Below are 18,380 nucleotides of genomic sequence, written 5' to 3'. Positions count from 1 at the left end.
TCGCTCACCGTTTGACCTTCGCGCCGAAGCCGGCGGTGTTGAGGGCCTTTACGAGCGCAGCGGCCTGGAAGTCGCCCGTGACCTCAAAGGCCGTCGCCCCCGGGGTGGCCGTGTCGTCGGCCACGCCGTCCACGGTCGCGATCGCCCCCTTGATCGCCTCGCAACACAGATCGCAGCAGTTATGGATGCCCGAGACCTTCAGGTATTTCACCCGGCCCCGGGGAATGCGGCTCACCGCCTTCATCGCCAGGTGCGCGTCGTCGGTGCGGCCGTGGAAGCCGGCGGCCGCGACGGCGTCGAGCGCCTTCTGAGCCGCCGCGCCGTCGCGGGCCGTGAGCGCCACGGTCTGCTTCTCGATATCACAACGGGATGTCGCCCCCGCCACGCTCTTCACGGCGGCGTCAACGGCATCGACGCACCCCTGGCAGCAGAGGTGGACGCCCGTCACTTCCAGGTGCACCGCCTCGTTTCGACGCCGGTACGCGATGGCGTACACGGCCGACCGGGCGAGAGGCAGTGGATCCTCCGAGAGCCCGATGCCGTCCACCAGCCGGGCCGGGTCGAAGAGCAGCCGGCGCTCGACCGCCGCGCTATCCGCGAGCGGGGCGGTGACCACGATGGTGCCCAGCTCGACCTGCCGTCGTCCTTCGGGCCAGGGCAGAGAGCCATCATCGATCGGGTCGCCGTCGTCAGCGAGCTGGACGAGCAGGCGGAACCGAGCGGGACCTCGGAACAGCCTCTCTCGAAGCTCCTCGAAGAGAAAGTTCCCCGGCCGGCGGGCCGCCTCGGCGGCATCCAGGTGCTCTTCGCCTGCCTCCGGCCGGATCCGGTATCGGCCGGCGCGGCTCACGCCTTCGCGGTTGGTGAAGCGGAAGGCGTTGACGCCGTAGTACGACTCCGTGGCGAAACTGGCCGGGACCGGCTTCGGCGCCTCCGCGAACCGCTTCGCCTGCGGATGGCTGGCCAGAAAGTCGGCGAGCGGTGGGCCGCTCGTGGCCAGCGCGCGCACGAACACCAGGAACTCTTCGGCGGTCCGGACGGGAAACCCGTCGTACGATTGGGCCACGACGTCGGTGTCGATCCCACCCGGCAGATGGAACTTGATCGCCATGCCTCTCGGGCTGGCCAGCGGGTCGCCGTCGGGCACGGTGGGGACGCCCGCGAAGTCGGAGAACCGGACCGTTGTCGGCACCGAGACGTCTTGGAGATGGGGCGCGCGGCTGACCGAAGCCGCGGTCGGCGCCGGGCTGAAGGTGCCTTCACAGACGATGCCTTTTGCGTGAACCGCCCGGTAGCCGGGGTGAACCCCGAACAGGGCCTGCAACGCGTCCACGAGCTGTTCGCTAATTGCTGAGCTTGCCATCACCTCGCTCCTTTCCGGCCCACACAACCGGCCGCCGAACGATGCCGCTCCGACCTTCCGCCGCCTCGTTCACACCCTTGGCGCGGCCAACAGTGTGGTGAGCGCGATCCGATCCACGACCTCCTTCTCGATCAGCAGCTTGGCCAGCGCCTCGAGTATGTTGCGCTTCTCCTCCAGCGTCCCACGGACCCGTTGATGGGCGGCCTCCAGCAACTTCCGCACTTCCGCGTCGATGATCCGAGCGGTGTCTTCACTGTATTCACGCTCGCTGACGCTCGGGCCGCTGAGGAACAGAGCCTGCCGCGGCCGCTCGAATGTTCCCAATCCCAGCTCGTCGCTCATGCCGTACTGGGTCACCATGTGCCGCGCCAGGTCGCTGGCCCGCTGCAGATCGTCGTGGGCGCCCGTCGAGACATCCCCGAAGATGATCTCCTCCGCCACGCGCCCGCCGAGGAGCACGTCCAGGCGGTCCAGCAGCTCTGCGCGGGTCATCAGATAGCGGTCCTCCGTGGGCTGCTGCTGCGTATACCCGAGCGCCGACACTCCACGTGGGATGATCGAGATCTTGGACACCCGGTCGGCATGTTCCCGAGACTCGGCGACCAGGGCATGGCCGGCCTCATGGTGGGCCACCACCTCCTTCTCCTTCGGGCTGATGATCCGCGACTTCCGCTCGAGGCCCCCCACGATCCGGTCGATGGCCTGGTCGAAGTCGGGGAGGGCCACGGCCTCCTTCCCCTCCCGGGCCGCGTGGAGCGCCGCCTCGTTGACCAGATTCGCCAGATCGGCCCCGACGAAGCCGGGCGTCCGAGCCGCGATGACGGAGAGATCGAGGCCCGGAGCCAGCGTGACCTTTCGTGCGTGGACCTGCAGGATCTTCTCCCGGCCCCTGAGATCCGGCCGGTCGATCACGATCTGGCGGTCGAAGCGCCCCGGTCGCAGGAGCGCCGGGTCGAGGATCTCCGGCCGATTCGTCGCGGCCAGGATGATCACGCCGGCCTGGGTGTCGAACCCGTCCAGCTCCGCGAGGAGCTGGTTCAGCGTTTGCTCGTGCTCGTCATGCCCTCCGAACCCGGGACTGATTCCACGCGCCTTCCCCACGGCGTCGAACTCATCGATGAACACGATGCTGGGCGCCCTGGCCTGGGCCTGGATGAAGAGGTCGCGCACGCGCGCCGCGCCGACCCCGACGAACATCTCCACGAAGTCGGATCCGGCCATGCTGAAGAACGGGACCCCGGCCTCTCCCGCCACCGCCTTGGCCAGAAGGGTCTTCCCGGTTCCCGGCGCCCCGACCAGGAGCACCCCCTTCGGGATCTTCCCACCCAGCCGCCGATAGCGCTGCGGGTTCTTCAGGAAATCCACGAGCTCCATCAGCTCGCCGCGAGCCTCGTCGATTCCCGCGATATCGTCGAACGAGACCCCGGTCTGATGCTCCACGTACACCTTCGCCCGGGTCTTGCCCAAAGACGTCAGCCCGCTCTGTGGATTCATCCGCTTCATGACCAGCATCCAGAGCCCGAAGAAGATGACCGCGGGCAGGACCCAGGACACCAGCGTCGCCACCCATGGATTCGTCACGTGCCCGGTGTACCGGATGTGCGCGGCCTCGAGCTCCGGCACCAGCCCCGGGTCCTCGACCCGCGTCGTCACGAAGCTCGGCGCCTCCTTGCCCGCTCGCTTGATCGCCTCGACCCTCTCCTTCGGCAGCACGCCTTCCAGCCCCGTGAGCGCCAGGGTCCCGGTGATCGTGTCCTTGTCCAGGACCAGGTCACTGACCTTCCTCGCCTTCACCAGGGCCTTGAACTCGCTGTATGACACTGTCTCCGGATGAGGCACCAGCAGCATCGCCTGGAGGCCGAAGAACAGCAGCACGGCCGCCACGGCGTACCAGGTGGAAAACGTCCGTTGCTTCGGTTCCATCGTTCTCTCCCCGGTCAGGGCCAGTGCCGCGTCAGGCCGCCCGTGCCGACGGGCGGAAGGATGAAGCGCTCGACCGCGTTGGCGAAGCCTTCCTCCTCGTGGGAGATCCTCACGTGCGTGGCTTCTCGCTGCACCTCGGGACTGATCCTCCCTTGACAATCATGACTGCACCGTATCGACCCGAAAATTCCGCCCTTCCCACCGTCCCACTCCCGTCCAGAAGAAGGTGAAGCGGATCGGAGCCCTCTGCGCCGGCGGCACCAGGATGTCGACGTAATGATGGCCGGTCCCGATGGGCGTGGAGTCCGCGTCCTGGGCGCGCTGCCATTCGTCGCCGGTCCACCGCAACCGGAACGACGAAGCCGCTTGGACCCGCAGGGTGCCTCCGGTCGATACCGAGCGCACCTGTCGGTTGAATGTCCAGATCTGCAACGGCGGCGCCGGGCGGCGGGTGCGGTAATGGTCGGCGACGGCGGAGATCAGGCCGACGACCTGGCCGTCCGCGGCGGAGCGCACCAGCTGGATGTACTCGGCATGCGCCCAGGCCAGCGGCATGGCGCCTCCGGTGGGGCGTCCGAACCTCATGTGGGCCTGGGGACGGTCCGGCAACACCCACACCTGCTCGGGCAGCAACCGGGTCTGCGTGGCAAATGCCTCCATGGCCCGGATGAAGGGGCGCACGTCGCGCCCGGCCGCCAGCTCGTAGTGCCCGCGCTCTCCCGTGAGCAGCGGCCAGGCGTGTCCGTATCCCCATCCCTGGTAGGGGCCGCCATCCTCCCGCTGCCCGTAGCCGTCGTGGTTGTACCGCCGCCAGCCGGGCCCGAAGGGCGTCTCCACCCGGAGGATCGCGTCCACCACGCGGAGAGAATCCTCGACCAGCGGATCGCCCGGCTTGCGGATGCCGTAGCGAACCAGCTCGAGGAACCCCGCATCCACGATGTCCTTGGCCGGAAATGCGGTGGGCGCCCCGGGTGGCTGGTTTCGCAGCTCCACGAGCCCCTGGTTGACGTCCTCATCAGGTTGGGGATCGCGGACGTCCGCGGGATGGATGCGGATGAAGTGGCGGCGAATGCCCGGGACCAGCGATCCGTCCGTGGTCACCGTCCACCGTTCGAGGTGAGCGTCGAGGAAGTCGGCGTACTCTTCGAGGTAGTGCGCGGTGGCCTGGTGGCCCCGCTCCCGCGCGAAGGCCGCGGCACAGATCAGCGCGGCAATCTGGGCGGCCAGCGTCGAGGGCGAGTACCCGCTGTTCTCCTCCCACCGCTCCTGCGGAGTGACCGGTCCATGGTGAATGAGATAGCCGGCCGCTTTCAGCACGACCGGATACGGATCGAAGTCCTGGAGCGCCTTCGCCTCGTGCAACCGCCGGGCGAGCAAGATCGGGAAGGCCGTCTCGTCGAGCTGGGTGCCGCGCCAGTACGGCTCGCCGTTGATCCAGAAGTTCTGGTAGAAGCCGCCGTCCTCGTTCTGGGCGGAGGCCAGATAGATCAGCGCGCGGAGCGGCACCTCTTTACTACCGGCGGCGAGCAACGCGGTGCCGCTGTGGCACATGTCCCGGGGCCAGACCAGATGGTAGCCGCCCAGGTCGTCGTCACTCGCGGACTCGCCCCACGGAATGCTCAACGACGCGATCACGGCCCCATCGTAGGTCTTGTCCTCGTGCGCCAGGAGCACACTGTGGCTCACGTGGTAGAGACGCCCGCCGTCACCCGTCGTCTCTTCTGGCCGCGGCAGCAGATGATGGCCGGCGCGCTGCCATTGCTCGACGAACCGGGTACGGTGCCCGGTGAAGGACGTGCCCAGGGCCTGCGTCATCGTGACCAGGGCGCGGTGCAGGCTGTCGCCGAAGGCCAGCGCCAGCACGAACTCTCGGCTCTGTCGAATATCGAGCTCGCCGGTCAGGGCGATGTTGCCATCGGGCGCACAGTCGAACTCCCAGTCCATGCGGAAGTCGCGAGCCAGGTCTTGCCAGCCGTCGGTCGTCCCCACGTAGCCGCAAGAGCACCGCCGGAACGGGAGCGAGGCGCCCAGCACGAGCCAGGTGCCGCCCTTGTGCGCCGCCAACACCTTCCCCCAGCCGGTCTCCACCACGTTCCCGTTGTTGCCCCGCCCGCCGCCTTCGAGGTGCGGCGCGAGGAGCGCGAAGAGTCGGAGCTTCGCGAGCACGTCGTCCTCCGCCTCCAGTCGGGTATGGACGAGCACACAGGGCCGATGGGGGTCGGCGATGACCTCCTTGATGATGCGATACCGCCGCTGGGGATCGACATTGGTGATGCGATAGCCCAGCGCGTCGGCGGCCAGGTGCTCGTGGGTGTTGTCCAGATGGCGCTCGTCGTGGAAAAAGGTCGCCCCGTCGCTGACGAGGTATTGCAGGTCGCGTATCTGCGGCCGATCGATGGTCGGGTAGTAGACCTCGTTCAGGATACCTTTGGAGACGGTGAACCAGACCCGGCTCACCGCCGAGTACGCGGTCCCCACCCCGTGCTTGTCGCTGCGTGTCCAGCGGGGCTCGATCCCAGGACCGCCGCTCGCCGGATGCTCGCGCCACACGACCGCCATCATGCCTCCGTGCCACGAACGCCTGCCCCGGGTACGGGCGCGGGCACGACCTCGGGGCCCGAGGACGTGCTCCTCTCCGCGCTCACGCTATGGCCGCGGCATGCCACGGAACCGCGATGCCGCGTCCGGCCATCGTCTTCAGGACGCGACCGGGGCTGCCGAGATCGCACCACGTGAGACCCGGCATCTTCACAACGGCCAGAGGCTGTGAGCACGCCTCCAGAATGGCCCGCGAGAAGTTGGCGGTCGGAGCGAGAGCGTACGCCTGGCGGATCGCCCATCTATCATGCTCGGTGCCCCAGAACGACGAGAGGCGGGCCAGCCGGTCGGCCATGCCCGGCACACACTCCCGTCCCGCGGCGAGCACCACGGAGGCGCGAGCGACAAAGACAAAGGTGTTCCACAGGCACCCCTTCGTGAACAGTCGTTCAGCGACTTCGTTCGAAGGTTTCTCCTGGAACCGCCGGATGCGGTACACGAGCTCGTCCCCCGCTGCCCCCACAGATCCGCCAGCCTCGATCCAGCCATACTCGGTCTCCGGCTCGGTCGCCTCCGCCCCGAGCAGGACCATCCACTCCGGTTGCCGTTCGACGAACCCCGCCACTTCGGTCACCCGGTCCATGAACTCGACTTCTTCCGAAATGAAGTGGTCCGAAGGACAGAACACGACGGTGGCACATGGGTCCCGGGCCTCGATCCACTGCGCCGCGAACAGAATTGCCGCCGCGGTCCCACGGTCCGTCGGTTGCTCGAGGAGATGCGGAGCCGATCGTTCGGCAAATTCGCGGGCCAGATATCGTCCATGACTCTCGAGGCCCACCACGACCGTCCGCTCGGGAGGAATGGTCAATCCAACCCGGTCCAGCGTCTGACCCAGGAGCGTTCGCGGCCCGAGTAACGGGACAAACTGCTTGGGCCGCTCGTCGCCGCACACGCGGCGAACAAGTGGCCGCAACCTGACCCCCTCGCCGCCTGCGAGCACCACCGCCCATGGAGATCCGTCTTCGCAGGGCCTGGCTTCACGCCCACCGCGACCGATCAACTCATCTTGACGCGCCATAGCATCGCTCCCTGTAAGAACCGCTTCCTTTCGTCGACCATCGATCCCTCGAGAGGCCATGGTCGACACGCTACCAGTCGATTGAATGAAGGCGTCATCAAGAAGGAAGCCGTTCGCGTTAAGAACACGAAGGAACCGGCATTAGGAACGCGTTGTGGATGCGATCCGCTCGGTCTGCTATGCTCCTGCATCGATGGGCGTGCAGCCGCGTGAGACGGTTCTGGGCGGTCCACGGATACCAGCGTGAACCAACCTCCACCCGTAGAGACCCGCGCGCGGGCTTTCACCAGCTCGATTGCGCATCCCCGCAACTGGCCCGCCTACGCTCAGGGCGCGGGCGTCGTCGGCTTGTGCACCATTCTCGCCTGGGACATGGCGCCATACTTCACGCTGAGCAACCTGTTGATGATCTACCTCATCGGGACCGTGGGCGTCGCCACCTACCTCGGGCGAGGTCCATCGATCATGACCGCGGTGCTGAGCGTGGCCGTCTTCGACTTCTTGTTCATCCCGCCTCGATTCCGCGTCGCGATCTCCGACGCCGAACATCTCTTCGCGCTCGCCGTCATCGTGGCGGTCGCGGCCATCATCAGCGGCCGCTCGGCTCGCCTTCGGCAGCATGCCGTCACGGTACGCCAGCACGAGCGGCAGGCCGCGGCGGCCGCCGCGGCCGCGCGGGCCGTGCAGGTCGCCCAGCTCCAGGGCCTGGCGACGGCGGCGCTGGAGGTGAGCGAGACGCTCGACGTCGACGAGACCCTCAAGATCCTGACCGAGAGGGCGCGTCAGATCATCCATTGCCATCTGGCCATCTCCGGCCTGACCGCGAATCAGGACTGGGGACACGCGCTTCACGCGGTCTCGTTGTCCGACAAGTATGCGGCGTGGCGAGACTTCGCCCAGAAGCCGGACGGATCCGGCGTGTACCGCCTCGTGTGCGAGGCCAACCGTCCCATGCGCCTGACGCAGGCCCAGCTCGAATCGCACCCGGCGTGGCGCGGCTTCAGCAAGGCGGCCGGCACACACCCGCCGCTCCGCGGCTGGCTCGCCGTGCCGCTGATCGGCGTCGACGGCCGCAACATCGGGCTGATCCAGCTCTCCGACAAGGACGCGGGCGAGTTCACCGAGGCGGACGAATCGATCCTCGTGCATCTGGCGCAGATGGGAGCGATCGCGATCGAGAAGATCCGTTTGTACGAAGATGCCGAATGGCGGCGGCGAGCGGCGGAGCAGCTGTATGCCATGAGCCACGATGTGGCGACCGCGCTCGACGTGCCCAGCCTGCTGCAGGTCGCCCTCCGTCATATCGACGAGGTCTTCGCCACCCGTGTCGTCGTGCTCCTTCCCGACGCCGGCGGGAATCTGGCGCCGCACTGCCGATACCCCGAGACCGCCCAGCCGGAGCCCGGCGAAGCGGCCGTGAGCCGATGGGCCTACGAGCATGGACAGGCCGCGGGGTCGGGGACACGCGTGTTCTCCGCCGAGCGGACGCTCCACTTGCCGCTGGTCGGATCGCGCGAGACCATCGGCGTGCTGAGCCTGGCCCCGCGGAATGCGGATGGCCTTCAGACCCCCGGACGGCTCCTGCTCCTCGAGACCTTCGCCAACCAGATCGCGCTGGCGCTGGAGCGCGCGACGCTCGTGGAGCAGGCCCACGAGGCTCACCTCCGCATGGAGACGGAACGGCTGCGCAGCTCACTGCTCAGCTCGATATCCCACGATCTCAGAACTCCACTGGCCACGATCACCCTGGCCGCGTCCAGTCTTCTCTGGCGAAATGAGAAGTTCGATCCGGAGACCCAACGGGAGCTGACGGAGTCGATCTACGACGAATCGGAGCGCTTGGCCCGGCTCGTGGACAACCTCCTGAACATGACCCGGCTGGAGTCGGGCATCCAGGCGCGTAAAGCGAGCCAGCCACTCGAGGAGGTGGTCGGCGCCGCACTCGCCCGGCTGGAGCGGCGCCTGCACGGTCGGCCCCTGACGACCGGTCTCCCGGATGACCTACCTCTCGTCCTCATCGATGAAGTGCTCATCGAGCAGGTCCTGATCAATCTGCTGGACAACGCAATCAAGTACACCGGCCCGGAGAGCCCACTGGAGCTCTCGGCAATGGTGAGCGATGGCATGGTCACGGTGCAACTTGCCGATCGGGGGCCGGGACTCGATCCAGGGACCGAAGAGCGGATCTTCGAGAAGTTTCATCGTGGCTCAACCGGTCTCACGCAAGGCGTCGGGCTGGGACTCCCGATCTGCCGAGGCATCATCGAGACCCATGGCGGCCGCATCTGGGCGGAGAACAGACCGGATGGGGGCGCGGTGTTCCGCTTCACCCTGCCCATGGATTCGGCGCCGGTAGATCTCGCGGCCCCCCATGGGTGAGGCGATCCGACCCGCTGGGCAGGCGTCCTCATCCGGCCCGAGCGGGAAGCCCGCCAAGGGGCCGACGGTGGTCGTGATCGAGGACGAGCCACAGATGCGGCGTTTCCTGCGGGCCGCGCTCGTGAGCCTGGGGTATCGCTTCCATGAGGCCGCGACCGGTCAGGACGGCTTGGCCGAGGCGGCCACCCGTCAGCCCGACGTCATCATCCTCGACTTGGGACTCCCGGACATCGACGGGTTCGAGATCATTCGCCGCGTGCGGGAATGGAGTACGGTGCCCATCATCGTGCTCTCGGCCCGGGATCAGGAGGGCGATATGATCAAGGCGCTCGACCTGGGTGCGAACGATTACGTGAGCAAGCCCTTCGGCGTCGGGCTGCTACTGGCCCGCCTGCGCGCGGTGCTCCGTCACGCGGCCCTTGCCCGCCAGCAGCGGGTGGAGTCGGTCTTCGCCGTCGGCGCGCTCCGGGTGGACCTGATGCATCGCCGAGTCTCGGTGGAAGGCGTGGAGGTCCACCTGACGCCGACCGAGTACCGGCTCCTGACGACCCTGGTGCGGCATGCCGGCCTTGTCGTCGTCCACCAACAGCTGCTCAGGGAGGTCTGGGGGCCGAACCGCGAAGATCAGGCCAACTATCTGCGGGTCTTCATGCTCCAGCTCCGGCGCAAGATCGAGGCCGACCCGGCACGCCCCCGCTACCTCAGGACCGAACCGGGCGTCGGATACCGGCTCATGGTGGAGTGATCCGCCGCTCCAGACGGCCAGCTCATCGGCACGCTCGCGCTTCAGAACCCTCTCCCGTTCGCTCGCTCACTCTCGATGGCCACTTCGATTTACCCTGACCGTGGACGGGTGTATGACTACTATTGCCTTCCGCGCGAGGAGGCCGCAGCCGGTCCCCGGCCTGGTCGGGGCGATCTTCAAGCGCGGACTCGTCAGGTGCGTGGGAGATCGCGGTGCCGCGTTGACACAACGGGGAGACACTCTCATGAAGAGGACGTTCAGGGTGGGCGATCACGTAGTCTGGAACTCCGAAGCTGGACGGGTCAGTGGGACGATCATCAAGGTGCACACCAGGGATGTCGACTACAAGGGATACACCCACCACGCGAGCAAAGACGAGCCACAGTATGAAATCCAGAGCGACAAGACCGACCACATCGCCATGCACAAGGGCGCCGCGCTGAGGCGGATGGACGACTGAGCGGTCGGGCCCCGCGCAGCTGCTCGCCTGACCGGGTCTGAACGTTTCCGGCGGCCAGAACGACGCGGATGCGACCGCGCACCTGAACGCGATGAATACCATGGCCGAGGCGCACCCGTGGCCGCTCTCGTTCTCCTATGGCCGCGCGCTGCAGACGGCCGCCCAGCAAGCCTGGAAGGGGGACCCGGGCCGTATCGCGGCCGGCCAGAGAGCCTTCCACCACCGCGCCCGGCTCAACGGCCTCGCTCGCTCCGGCCGGTATCGGCCGGAGATGGAACAGCTCATCGCGTAGCCCGACCTCATGAAAACGCTGGCCATCCTGGTGGGCGGCGGCCCGGCACCGGGCATCAACGCGGTCATCGCAGCAGCCACCATCGAGGCTCGGAACCGAGGGCTCCGGGTGCTTGGTTGCGAGGACGGCTTCAAGTGGCTCATGCTGGGAGACCTCTCCCGCGTGCACGAGCTGGACATCGGCGCGCTGACCCAGATTCACTTCGAGGGCGGCTCAATCTTGCGCACGGCCCGCGCCAACCCGACTCGGTCGCCGGAGGCCCTCCAGCACGTCGTCGAATCGCTGCGCCGCCTCGACACCTCGTATCTCCTCACCATCGGCGGCGACGACACCGCCTTCGCCGCTTCCCAGGTCGCCCGCGCCGCCGGCGGCCGGATGGCGGTGGTCCACGTCCCCAAGACCATCGACAACGACCTGCCCCTTCCGCCGGAGATCCCGACCTTCGGCTTCACGACCGCGGTGGACCTGGGCATGCAGCTCGTCCGGAACCTGATGAAGGACGCAGCCACGACCGGCAAGTGGTTCTTCGTGACGGTGATGGGGCGCCACGCCGGGCACTTGGCTCTCGGCATCGGCGGGGCCGCCGGGGCCACGCTCACCGTGATCGCCGAGGAGTTCCCGGAGCGCCACGTGCCCCTCCAGCGGCTCGTGGACGTTCTGGAAGGGGCCATCGTCAAGCGGCTGGTCCACGGCCGGGACCACGGAGTCGCTCTCCTGGCCGAGGGTCTCCTCGAGAAGCTCGACCCGAAGGCGCTGGGGACAGTGGTCCGCGACGCCTACGGCAACGTGCGCTTGCAGGAGCTGGAGCTGGCGAGGCTCCTCAAGACGCGGGTGGTGGCGAGCCTGGCCGCGCGGGGCGTCGAGACCGGCATCGTGGCCAAGGATCTCGGTTACGAGCTCCGCTGTGCCCCGCCGGGTGGGTTCGATACCCAGTACTGTCGGAGCCTCGGCTACTGGGCGACGTGCTTCCTGCTCGACGGCGGCAGCGAAGCGGTGGCCACCATTCAGGGCGGCCGGCTCGTTCCGATTCCGTTCCGGGATCTGCTCGATCCAGCGACCGGCAAGATCCGCGTTCGCTACGCGGATATCCACTCGGAGGCGTACCGCACCCTCCACGCCTACATGATCCGCCTCAAGCGCGAGGACTTCGAGCAGTCCGAGCGGCGAGAGGCCCTCGCCCGGGCCGCCAGGATGACCGAGCCGGAGTTCGTCCGCCGCTTTGGATACGTCCCCGGCGACGCGTGAGGCGTCGCGTCACTTCATCCGGCGATCGCCCGCCGATCGGGTCGTGAGCGGCTGCACCGGGAACGCCGCCTCGATGTCGGAAGTCATTCGGGCAGGTCACACGGTCTCCACCTTGATCAGGTTCGTCATTCCGGGGCGGCCCACCGGGACGCCGGCGGTGACGACCACGGTGTCCCCATGTTGCACGCGCCCCGCCGCCAGCGCGGCGCCGAGGGCTCCGTTGATCAGCTCGTCCGTCGTCGCCTGGCCCCGGTTCAGCAGCGGCGCGACGCCCCAGACGAGCGCCAGCCGGCGGTAGATCTCGGCATGCGGCGTGGGCGCGAGGATCGGCGCCCGCGGCCGGTACTGGGCGACCCGGCGGGCGGTACCACCCGACTGGGTGCACGTGACGATCGCCGCGGCATCGATCTCGTCGGCCATGACGCAGGCCGCCCGCGCGACCGCGTCGGGTAGCGGCCCGCCGGTCTCGAACCGACCGAGCCAGGCGTCGAAGGGAAAGCTCAGCTCGGCGTCGGCGGCGATCGCCGCCATCATCGCCACCGCCTCGACCGGGAATCGGCCGATCGCGGTCTCTTCCGAGAGCATCACCGCGTCCGTGCCATCGAGCACGGCATTCGCCACATCCGTCGCCTCGGCCCGCGTCGGCCTCGGGTGCTCTTGCATCGAGCACAGCATGTGAGTGGCGGTGATGACCGGCTTGCCCGCGCGATTCGCCTTCCCGATCAGCATCTTCTGCAGGCGGGGCACCGTCGCCAGCGGGATGGCCACGCCGAGATCGCCCCGGGCCACCATGACGCCGTCCGCGCCGTCGACGATCTCGTCGATATGGGTCAGGGCCTCCGCGGTCTCGATCTTGGCGATCAGGGGGACGCTGCTGCCGTGATCCTGGATCATTCCCCGCGCCTCGAGGATCTCCGCGGCGGTCCGGACGGTCGACAGGGCCACGTAGTCGACGCCGTAGCGGAGGCCGAAGGCCAGGTCCTCGCGGTCCTTGTCGGTGAAGGCCGGCGCGGTGACCGAGCGAGCCGGGAGGTGGACGCCCTTGCGGGACGCGAGCGGGCCGCCCGTGATCACGCGGCACTGGACGTCCTCCCCCGCGATGGCGATGACCTCCAGCTCCAGGTCGCCGTCGCTCAGGAGCACGGAGTCGCCGGGCTGCAGATCCTCGGTGAGGCGCGCATAGGCGACGGAGACCTCCTGCGCGGAGCCGAGCACCTGCCGCGTGGTCAAGGTGAACGGCGCGCCGGTTTCCAGTGTGACCGCCCCCGATGCCACCTCGCCGATCCGGATCTTCAGCCCGGCGAGATCCTGCAGGATGGCGATCGGTCGAGCCATGCGCTCGGCGATGCGCCGAACCGCCGTGATGACCTCGAGGTGCTCGGCCGCCGTGCCATGAGAGAAGTTCAACCGAGCGACGTCCATGCCGGCCCGGATCAGCCGCTCCAGGGTCTCGGGAGACCGCGACGCGGGTCCGATCGTGCACACGATCTTCGTTCTCGGCATGGCGTGATCGGCCGACGCGATGGAGGGGCTCGCCGGGGTCAGGGCGCGCGCCGGCCCGCCCCGCTGGCGCCGGGGCGAGCACCATCCGGCAAGCCGCGGAGGGCCAGGACGTGCGTGATGTCCTTGAGCGAGAGGTATCCCACGAGCCGTGAGCCCTCGAGCACGGCCAGCCGCCCGACCTGGTTCCGCGACGCCTTGCCCAGCGCGTCGAAGACGGAATCGTTCGGTCCGACGATCAGGTCGTCGCTCACCGGGCGCATGATCTCGCTCACCCGCCGCTCCGTACGCTGCTCCGCGGGCACCCCGTGGACCTGTTGCACGCTCGCGATCCCACGCACCACGCCGCCGTCCACGACCGGAAAGCTCGTGACGTGGTGGGACCAGAAGGCCTCCGCGAGCTGCGCGACGGTCGCCTGCACCGGCACCGTGACGACCTCGCGCGTCATGATGTCCCGCACCGGGAGGTGGGCCAGCGCCTCTCGCAGGGCCATCTGCGAATAGCTCGCGTCCGCGGCGCCCCGGAGGAACATGCCGATGAGGATGAACCAGAAGCCGCCGATGAACGACCCGCTGAAGATCTCGAGGAACCCCAGCGCCATGAGGCCGAACGCGAAGGCCACCCCGACCCGGCTGGCCATGTAGGTGGCACGACCCAATGTGCCCTTCCACTTCCAGAGGGCGGCGCGCAGGATCCGCCCCCCGTCGAGCGGAAAGCCGGGGACGAGATTGAAGATCCCGACCGCCAGGTTCACCAGCACGAGGTAGGAGACCACCGCCTGCGCCGACCCCGGCGGCACGAGACCGCTGGCGTTGATCGCCCACAGCACCGCCGCGATCGCGAAGCTCGTGATCGGCCCCACCACCGCGATCAGGAATTCGGCCCGCGGAGTCGGCGGCTCGTCCTCGAGGTGCGAGACGCCGCCGAACACGTGCAGGGTGATCCCGCGGACGGACAGGCCGTGCGCGATCGCCACGAAGGAGTGCGACAGCTCGTGGAGCAAGACCGAGACGAAGAGGAGGAGCGCGGCCAGCAGCCCGTTGGCCCAGTAGGTGGTCGCGGGCAGGTTGGGCAGCGCGTGCGGGAAGTACCCGACCGCGAGCGTCCAGGTGATGAGCCCGTAGATCACGAGCCAGCTCACGTGGATGTTGATCGGAATGCCGCGGATCGTCAGCACCCGCACCGTCCCACCCACCTTGCGCACCCTCCTCCGCCGGAGTGAACCCTCCGCCCGCGTGGTCCCGCGACACCACCGAGCGACCCGAGAATCGGTCCGGAGACGGCTCGTGTCAAGCGGTCGGCGTGAGACGTCAGCGAATCGTCCGGGCGCGGCCCGCCGCCCGTTTCAGCCGGTAGCTCCGATAGAGCAGCGCGACGCCGACCCACATGGCGCCCGCCGCGATCGGATAGGCGAGCACCGTCGGAAAGAGCGCCACCACCACGCCCACCGCCAGCAGGACCAGGGCCGCCACGATCATGATCCGCGCCTCGACCGGCTCGAGCACACGGCGGTTGGTGATCGCGGCGCCGACCGTGTTTCCGATGCGGAGCAGACCGGCCGCCGCTCGCCCGCCGCTTCCGCCGGCCGCGGTGGAGGCGCGGTCTCGAGGCCAACGCTGGGGCTGAAGCCGATTCCTCTCGTCCAGCACCACCTCGGTGGCGTTCTGCAGGTCGTCCTCGTACATCGCTTCCATCCGCTTGGCGAACGCCCGATCCTCCGCGACCACATCCAGCTCGTAGTTGCCGAGCCAGCTCGCGATGTTCAGATTGGTCGACCCGACCCGCGCCCAGCGTCCATCCGCCACCGCCGTCTTGGCGTGCAGCATCGGACCGTTCCACTCGAAGATCCGTACCCCGGCCTCGAGCAGCGTCCGGTAACCCGATCTCGAGAGCGGCCGGAGCAGAGGAATATCCGTCCCGTTCGGCACCAGCAGCCGGACGTCGACGTCGTCGCGGGCCGCGGAGCGGAGCGCCTGCACGTACGCGGTCGTGCCGGCGTAGTAGGCATCCGTCAGCCACAAGCGCTCGCGCGCGACGGCCGCCACCAGCAGATCCAGGCGCAGCAGCCCGGCCATGCTGGGAACCGTCGCGACGATCCGCAGCGCCGCGTCTCCCGCCGCCGCCGGATCGCGCTCGGTGTCGGGCAACGCCTCGCCCATCAGGCCCCACATCTGGGCAAACGCGCGCTCGATGTGAGCGACCGCGGGCCCGCGGATCTCCACGCCGGTATCGCGCCACGGAGCGATGCCGGCGGCCGGATCGCCCACCCAGGCCTGGCCGACGCACAAGCCGGTCACGAAGCCGACCGTCCCGTCGACGGTCAGCATCTTGCGATGATCGCGGCTCAGCCATCCGAACGGGCTCGCCACGTGGGGCGGGTTGTAGCAGCGCACCTCGACGCCCCCCGCGCGCAGCGCGCGCCAGAACCGGCGCGACGTCTTCCCGAACCCGCCCATCCAGTCGTAGATCACGCGCACCGGCACGCCCGCGCGGGCCCGCGCGATCAGGGCGCGCGCGAATCGCTCGCCGATCTCGTCGTCGTGGATGATGTAGCTCTCGAAGTGGACGGACCGTGTCGCGCCCGCGATGGCGTCGAGCCACGCCGGATAGTTCTCGGCCGCATCCTTCAGCAGGCGGATGCGGTTCCCGCCGACCAGCGGGGCCCCCGCCGCCCGCGAGAACGCCTGATCAGCGAGCGTGCGCATGGACGTCGACGCGGCTCTCGACCGCGGTCAGCGGGCGCGACCCGTCAGGCCGGACGAGCGCCCCGACGTGCGGTAGCGACCGCTCCCGCCGGCCGGGGCGTCGCCGACCAGGCGAGACGCCAGCGCGAGGCACACCGCAAGATAGATGATGCCCATCGGCACCCACATGAGGAGCCCGGCGAGCTGCTGGTCTTCGAGCGCGCTCAGGCCCCAGACCTCGGTCCGGCCGCGATACCAGGCATAGAGCGGCTGCGGCGCGAGCGTGATGAGCGCGCCGAGCAGGCCGCCGTGCATCAGCGTGGCGAACGTGGTGCCGAGCGCCGCGCCGACCCGACGGCTCGACCAGGCCGCGACGATCGCCCGCCAGAAGAGCAGCGCAGTGCCGAGGAAACAGCCGTGCTCGAGGGCATGCACGCCGTCATGCGCGACGGCCGCGTCGAACGCCAGCGGCGCGTGCCACCCCCACAGCGCCACCCCGTGCAGGATGGCCGCCGGCAGCGGCCGGGACAGCGCGTCGGCCAGTCGGGCCAACGACCGCCACGAGCGCGACGAGAGCCCTCCCCTCCACCGCGCGGGCAACATCCACGCGAACGCCACGCCGGGCTTGCCGAGGAGCAGGAGCGGCGGGGCCACCACGACGAGCAGACCGTGCTGGGCCATGTGGGCGGAGAGCAGCGTCTGACCGAGCGCGTCGATCGGCGAGACGAGCGCGACGAACAGGGCGGCGACGCCGAGAGCGAACGAGGCGGTATCCCGATACGTCACACCCTGCCCTCCGCCGGCCCGCCCCCAGAGGCGTCGCACGCCGACGCCGTACCCCCACAACAGGAGCAGCAGGGGCGCCACCACGAGCGGATCGACGCTCCACGAGCGCCAGAACGTTTCCGCCGTGACGAGGTCGGGCCCGTGCGCGGCGGCCGGGCCGATCGGCCACATCGTCAGGACCCCGGCGGCGACTAGACGCACACCGGCACCAGGAAGATCGGAAAGAGCTGCCACGCGACCGCGACGGCCGCGATCGCGTCGCCCCCGATCGTGACCGTCATCCGGAAATGCCGCTCGGGCATCGTCCGATACTGCCGGTATCGCCGGAGCGCATGCCACCCCAGGACCGCCGCGGCGATCAGCGTCAGCACGGTCAGCGCGGCGAGGAAGGCCGTCCGGCGGCCGGCGCCGGCCGCGCCGAGCCCGAGCACGCAGGCGAGCGCGGTGCCGATGTAGATCCCCAGGAGGTGAGCGGCCCACACGTAGAAGCCGAATCCGGTGTCGAGCAGGACGCCGAGGTCGTTCCGAGCCTCGAGCCTAGGAGACGACACGGGGAAATCCCGCCACGAGGGCCAGCACCATCACGGTGGCGGCGGCGGTGAGCCGCCACCACAGCAGGCAGATGTGGAGCGTCAGCGACCGCCACGAATCCAGCATGCCGAAGGCCAGGCGCGCCAGGCACCACAGCGCCATGCCGGCGCCGACGGCGACGTGCAGCGCCATGTAGCCGAGCAGGGTCCACACCGCGGCGCCGTAGGCGTGTCGCGTCGAATCGACGCCCAGGCTCGTGAGCCACATCCACCCCATGGCCAGGGCGCCGCAGGCGACCATCGCGGCCGCGCCGAGGCACAGGGCCGTGGCCCCACGGCGGTCGCGCCGGTTGAGCCGGCGGGCGGCCTCGAAGAGCAGCCAGGCGCCGGCCGCCGCCACCGCGACCACCGCGGGCGCGACGAAGCCCGGGAGTCGTGAGCCGTCGGGCGGCCAGGCAACCGGACGCGCGGTCCAGAGGAAGAGATAGGCGAAGACGAACGACGCGATCACGACGACGTCCGAGACGAGGAGGACCACCATGCCCCACGAGCCGGCGCTGGCGCCGTCGTTGCGGTAGAGCGGCAGGGCGAGGCCGCGGCCGGCGTCGGCCGGCCCGCGGGGCAGCGCGCGATCCATGGACCACAGCCAGTACAGATAGGCGGCGGCGGCGGCGAGCCCGGCAACCGCACCCAGCGCGGTCAGGCCGATGGTGGAGGCGGCGAGCCCGATCGCGGTCGCCGCGGCGGCGACGAAGCCGGTCCAGCCCGGGCCGGGCAGGCGCATGATCTGCTGCGGCTCGCTCGCGATGGCCGACGTGACGAGCGACTCGCGCTCGCCGACGGGCGCATCCGG

The 18,380-nt window shown here is 69.1% G+C and carries 15 protein-coding genes; 5 read left to right on the top strand and 10 right to left on the bottom strand.

Annotated elements, in window-relative coordinates; all coding sequences use genetic code 11:
- Nucleotides 1-4: 4 nt before the first annotated feature.
- The 4 genes from VKN16_18670 to VKN16_18655 form a co-directional block, all read right to left on the bottom strand.
- Entirely contained in the window at nucleotides 5-1,333 is a 1,329-nt protein-coding gene (locus VKN16_18670; GenBank protein ID HME96236.1) for a catalase, read from the bottom strand.
- A gap of 99 nt (nucleotides 1,334-1,432) precedes the next feature.
- Nucleotides 1,433-3,286, bottom strand: coding sequence for an ATP-dependent zinc metalloprotease FtsH (ftsH, locus tag VKN16_18665; protein HME96235.1), 1,854 nt, complete (start codon nucleotides 3,284-3,286; stop codon nucleotides 1,433-1,435).
- A 159-nt stretch (nucleotides 3,287-3,445) separates the two neighbouring features.
- Entirely contained in the window at nucleotides 3,446-5,845 is a 2,400-nt protein-coding gene (locus tag VKN16_18660) for a glycoside hydrolase family 15 protein (GenBank protein HME96234.1), read from the bottom strand.
- 82 nt (nucleotides 5,846-5,927) lie between these two features.
- Entirely contained in the window at nucleotides 5,928-6,830 is a 903-nt protein-coding gene (locus VKN16_18655; protein ID HME96233.1) for a sugar phosphate nucleotidyltransferase, read from the bottom strand.
- A gap of 801 nt (nucleotides 6,831-7,631) precedes the next feature.
- Between VKN16_18655 and VKN16_18650 the strand changes: the two genes are divergently transcribed.
- From VKN16_18650 to pfp, 5 genes are all read left to right on the top strand, one after another.
- Nucleotides 7,632-9,284: an ATP-binding protein gene (locus tag VKN16_18650; protein ID HME96232.1), complete on the top strand. Its 1,653-nt coding sequence runs from the start codon at nucleotides 7,632-7,634 to the stop codon at nucleotides 9,282-9,284.
- A gap of 67 nt (nucleotides 9,285-9,351) precedes the next feature.
- Nucleotides 9,352-10,029 carry a response regulator gene (locus VKN16_18645; protein HME96231.1) on the top strand — a complete coding sequence of 226 codons (678 nt, stop codon included), beginning with the start codon at nucleotides 9,352-9,354 and terminating at the stop codon, nucleotides 10,027-10,029.
- Nucleotides 10,030-10,273: 244 nt separating this feature from the next.
- Nucleotides 10,274-10,489: a DUF2945 domain-containing protein gene (locus tag VKN16_18640; protein HME96230.1), complete on the top strand. Its 216-nt coding sequence runs from the start codon at nucleotides 10,274-10,276 to the stop codon at nucleotides 10,487-10,489.
- A gap of 37 nt (nucleotides 10,490-10,526) precedes the next feature.
- Nucleotides 10,527-10,781, top strand: coding sequence for a class I fructose-bisphosphate aldolase (locus VKN16_18635; GenBank protein HME96229.1), 255 nt, complete (start codon nucleotides 10,527-10,529; stop codon nucleotides 10,779-10,781).
- Between the two features lie 9 nt (nucleotides 10,782-10,790).
- Entirely contained in the window at nucleotides 10,791-12,026 is a 1,236-nt protein-coding gene (gene pfp / locus VKN16_18630; GenBank protein ID HME96228.1) for a diphosphate--fructose-6-phosphate 1-phosphotransferase, read from the top strand.
- 96 nt (nucleotides 12,027-12,122) lie between these two features.
- Here pfp and pyk read toward each other — a convergent pair whose 3' ends face one another.
- The 6 genes from pyk to VKN16_18600 form a co-directional block, all read right to left on the bottom strand.
- On the bottom strand, nucleotides 12,123-13,529 hold the full coding sequence (pyk, locus tag VKN16_18625; protein ID HME96227.1) for a pyruvate kinase: 1,407 nt from the start codon (nucleotides 13,527-13,529) through the stop codon (nucleotides 12,123-12,125).
- A 38-nt stretch (nucleotides 13,530-13,567) separates the two neighbouring features.
- Nucleotides 13,568-14,722: a site-2 protease family protein gene (locus tag VKN16_18620; protein HME96226.1), complete on the bottom strand. Its 1,155-nt coding sequence runs from the start codon at nucleotides 14,720-14,722 to the stop codon at nucleotides 13,568-13,570.
- A gap of 115 nt (nucleotides 14,723-14,837) precedes the next feature.
- A complete protein-coding gene (locus VKN16_18615) occupies nucleotides 14,838-16,232 on the bottom strand; it encodes a phospholipase D-like domain-containing protein (protein ID HME96225.1) in 1,395 nt (464 codons plus the stop codon).
- 27 nt (nucleotides 16,233-16,259) lie between these two features.
- A complete protein-coding gene (locus tag VKN16_18610) occupies nucleotides 16,260-17,168 on the bottom strand; it encodes a cytochrome c oxidase assembly protein (protein HME96224.1) in 909 nt (302 codons plus the stop codon).
- A 20-nt stretch (nucleotides 17,169-17,188) separates the two neighbouring features.
- Nucleotides 17,189-17,548, bottom strand: coding sequence for a hypothetical protein (locus tag VKN16_18605; protein ID HME96223.1), 360 nt, complete (start codon nucleotides 17,546-17,548; stop codon nucleotides 17,189-17,191).
- On the bottom strand, nucleotides 17,535-18,380 hold an 846-nt coding region (locus tag VKN16_18600), incomplete at its 5' end, for a cytochrome ubiquinol oxidase subunit I (GenBank protein HME96222.1). The genes VKN16_18605 and VKN16_18600, both read right to left, overlap by 14 nt.

Source organism: Candidatus Methylomirabilota bacterium (assembly GCA_035315345.1).
Taxonomy (GTDB): Bacteria; Methylomirabilota; Methylomirabilia; order Rokubacteriales; family CSP1-6; genus CAMLFJ01.
The sequence above is the reverse complement of the archived record's forward strand: the minus strand, read 5'-3'. Positions and strand labels throughout refer to the sequence as shown.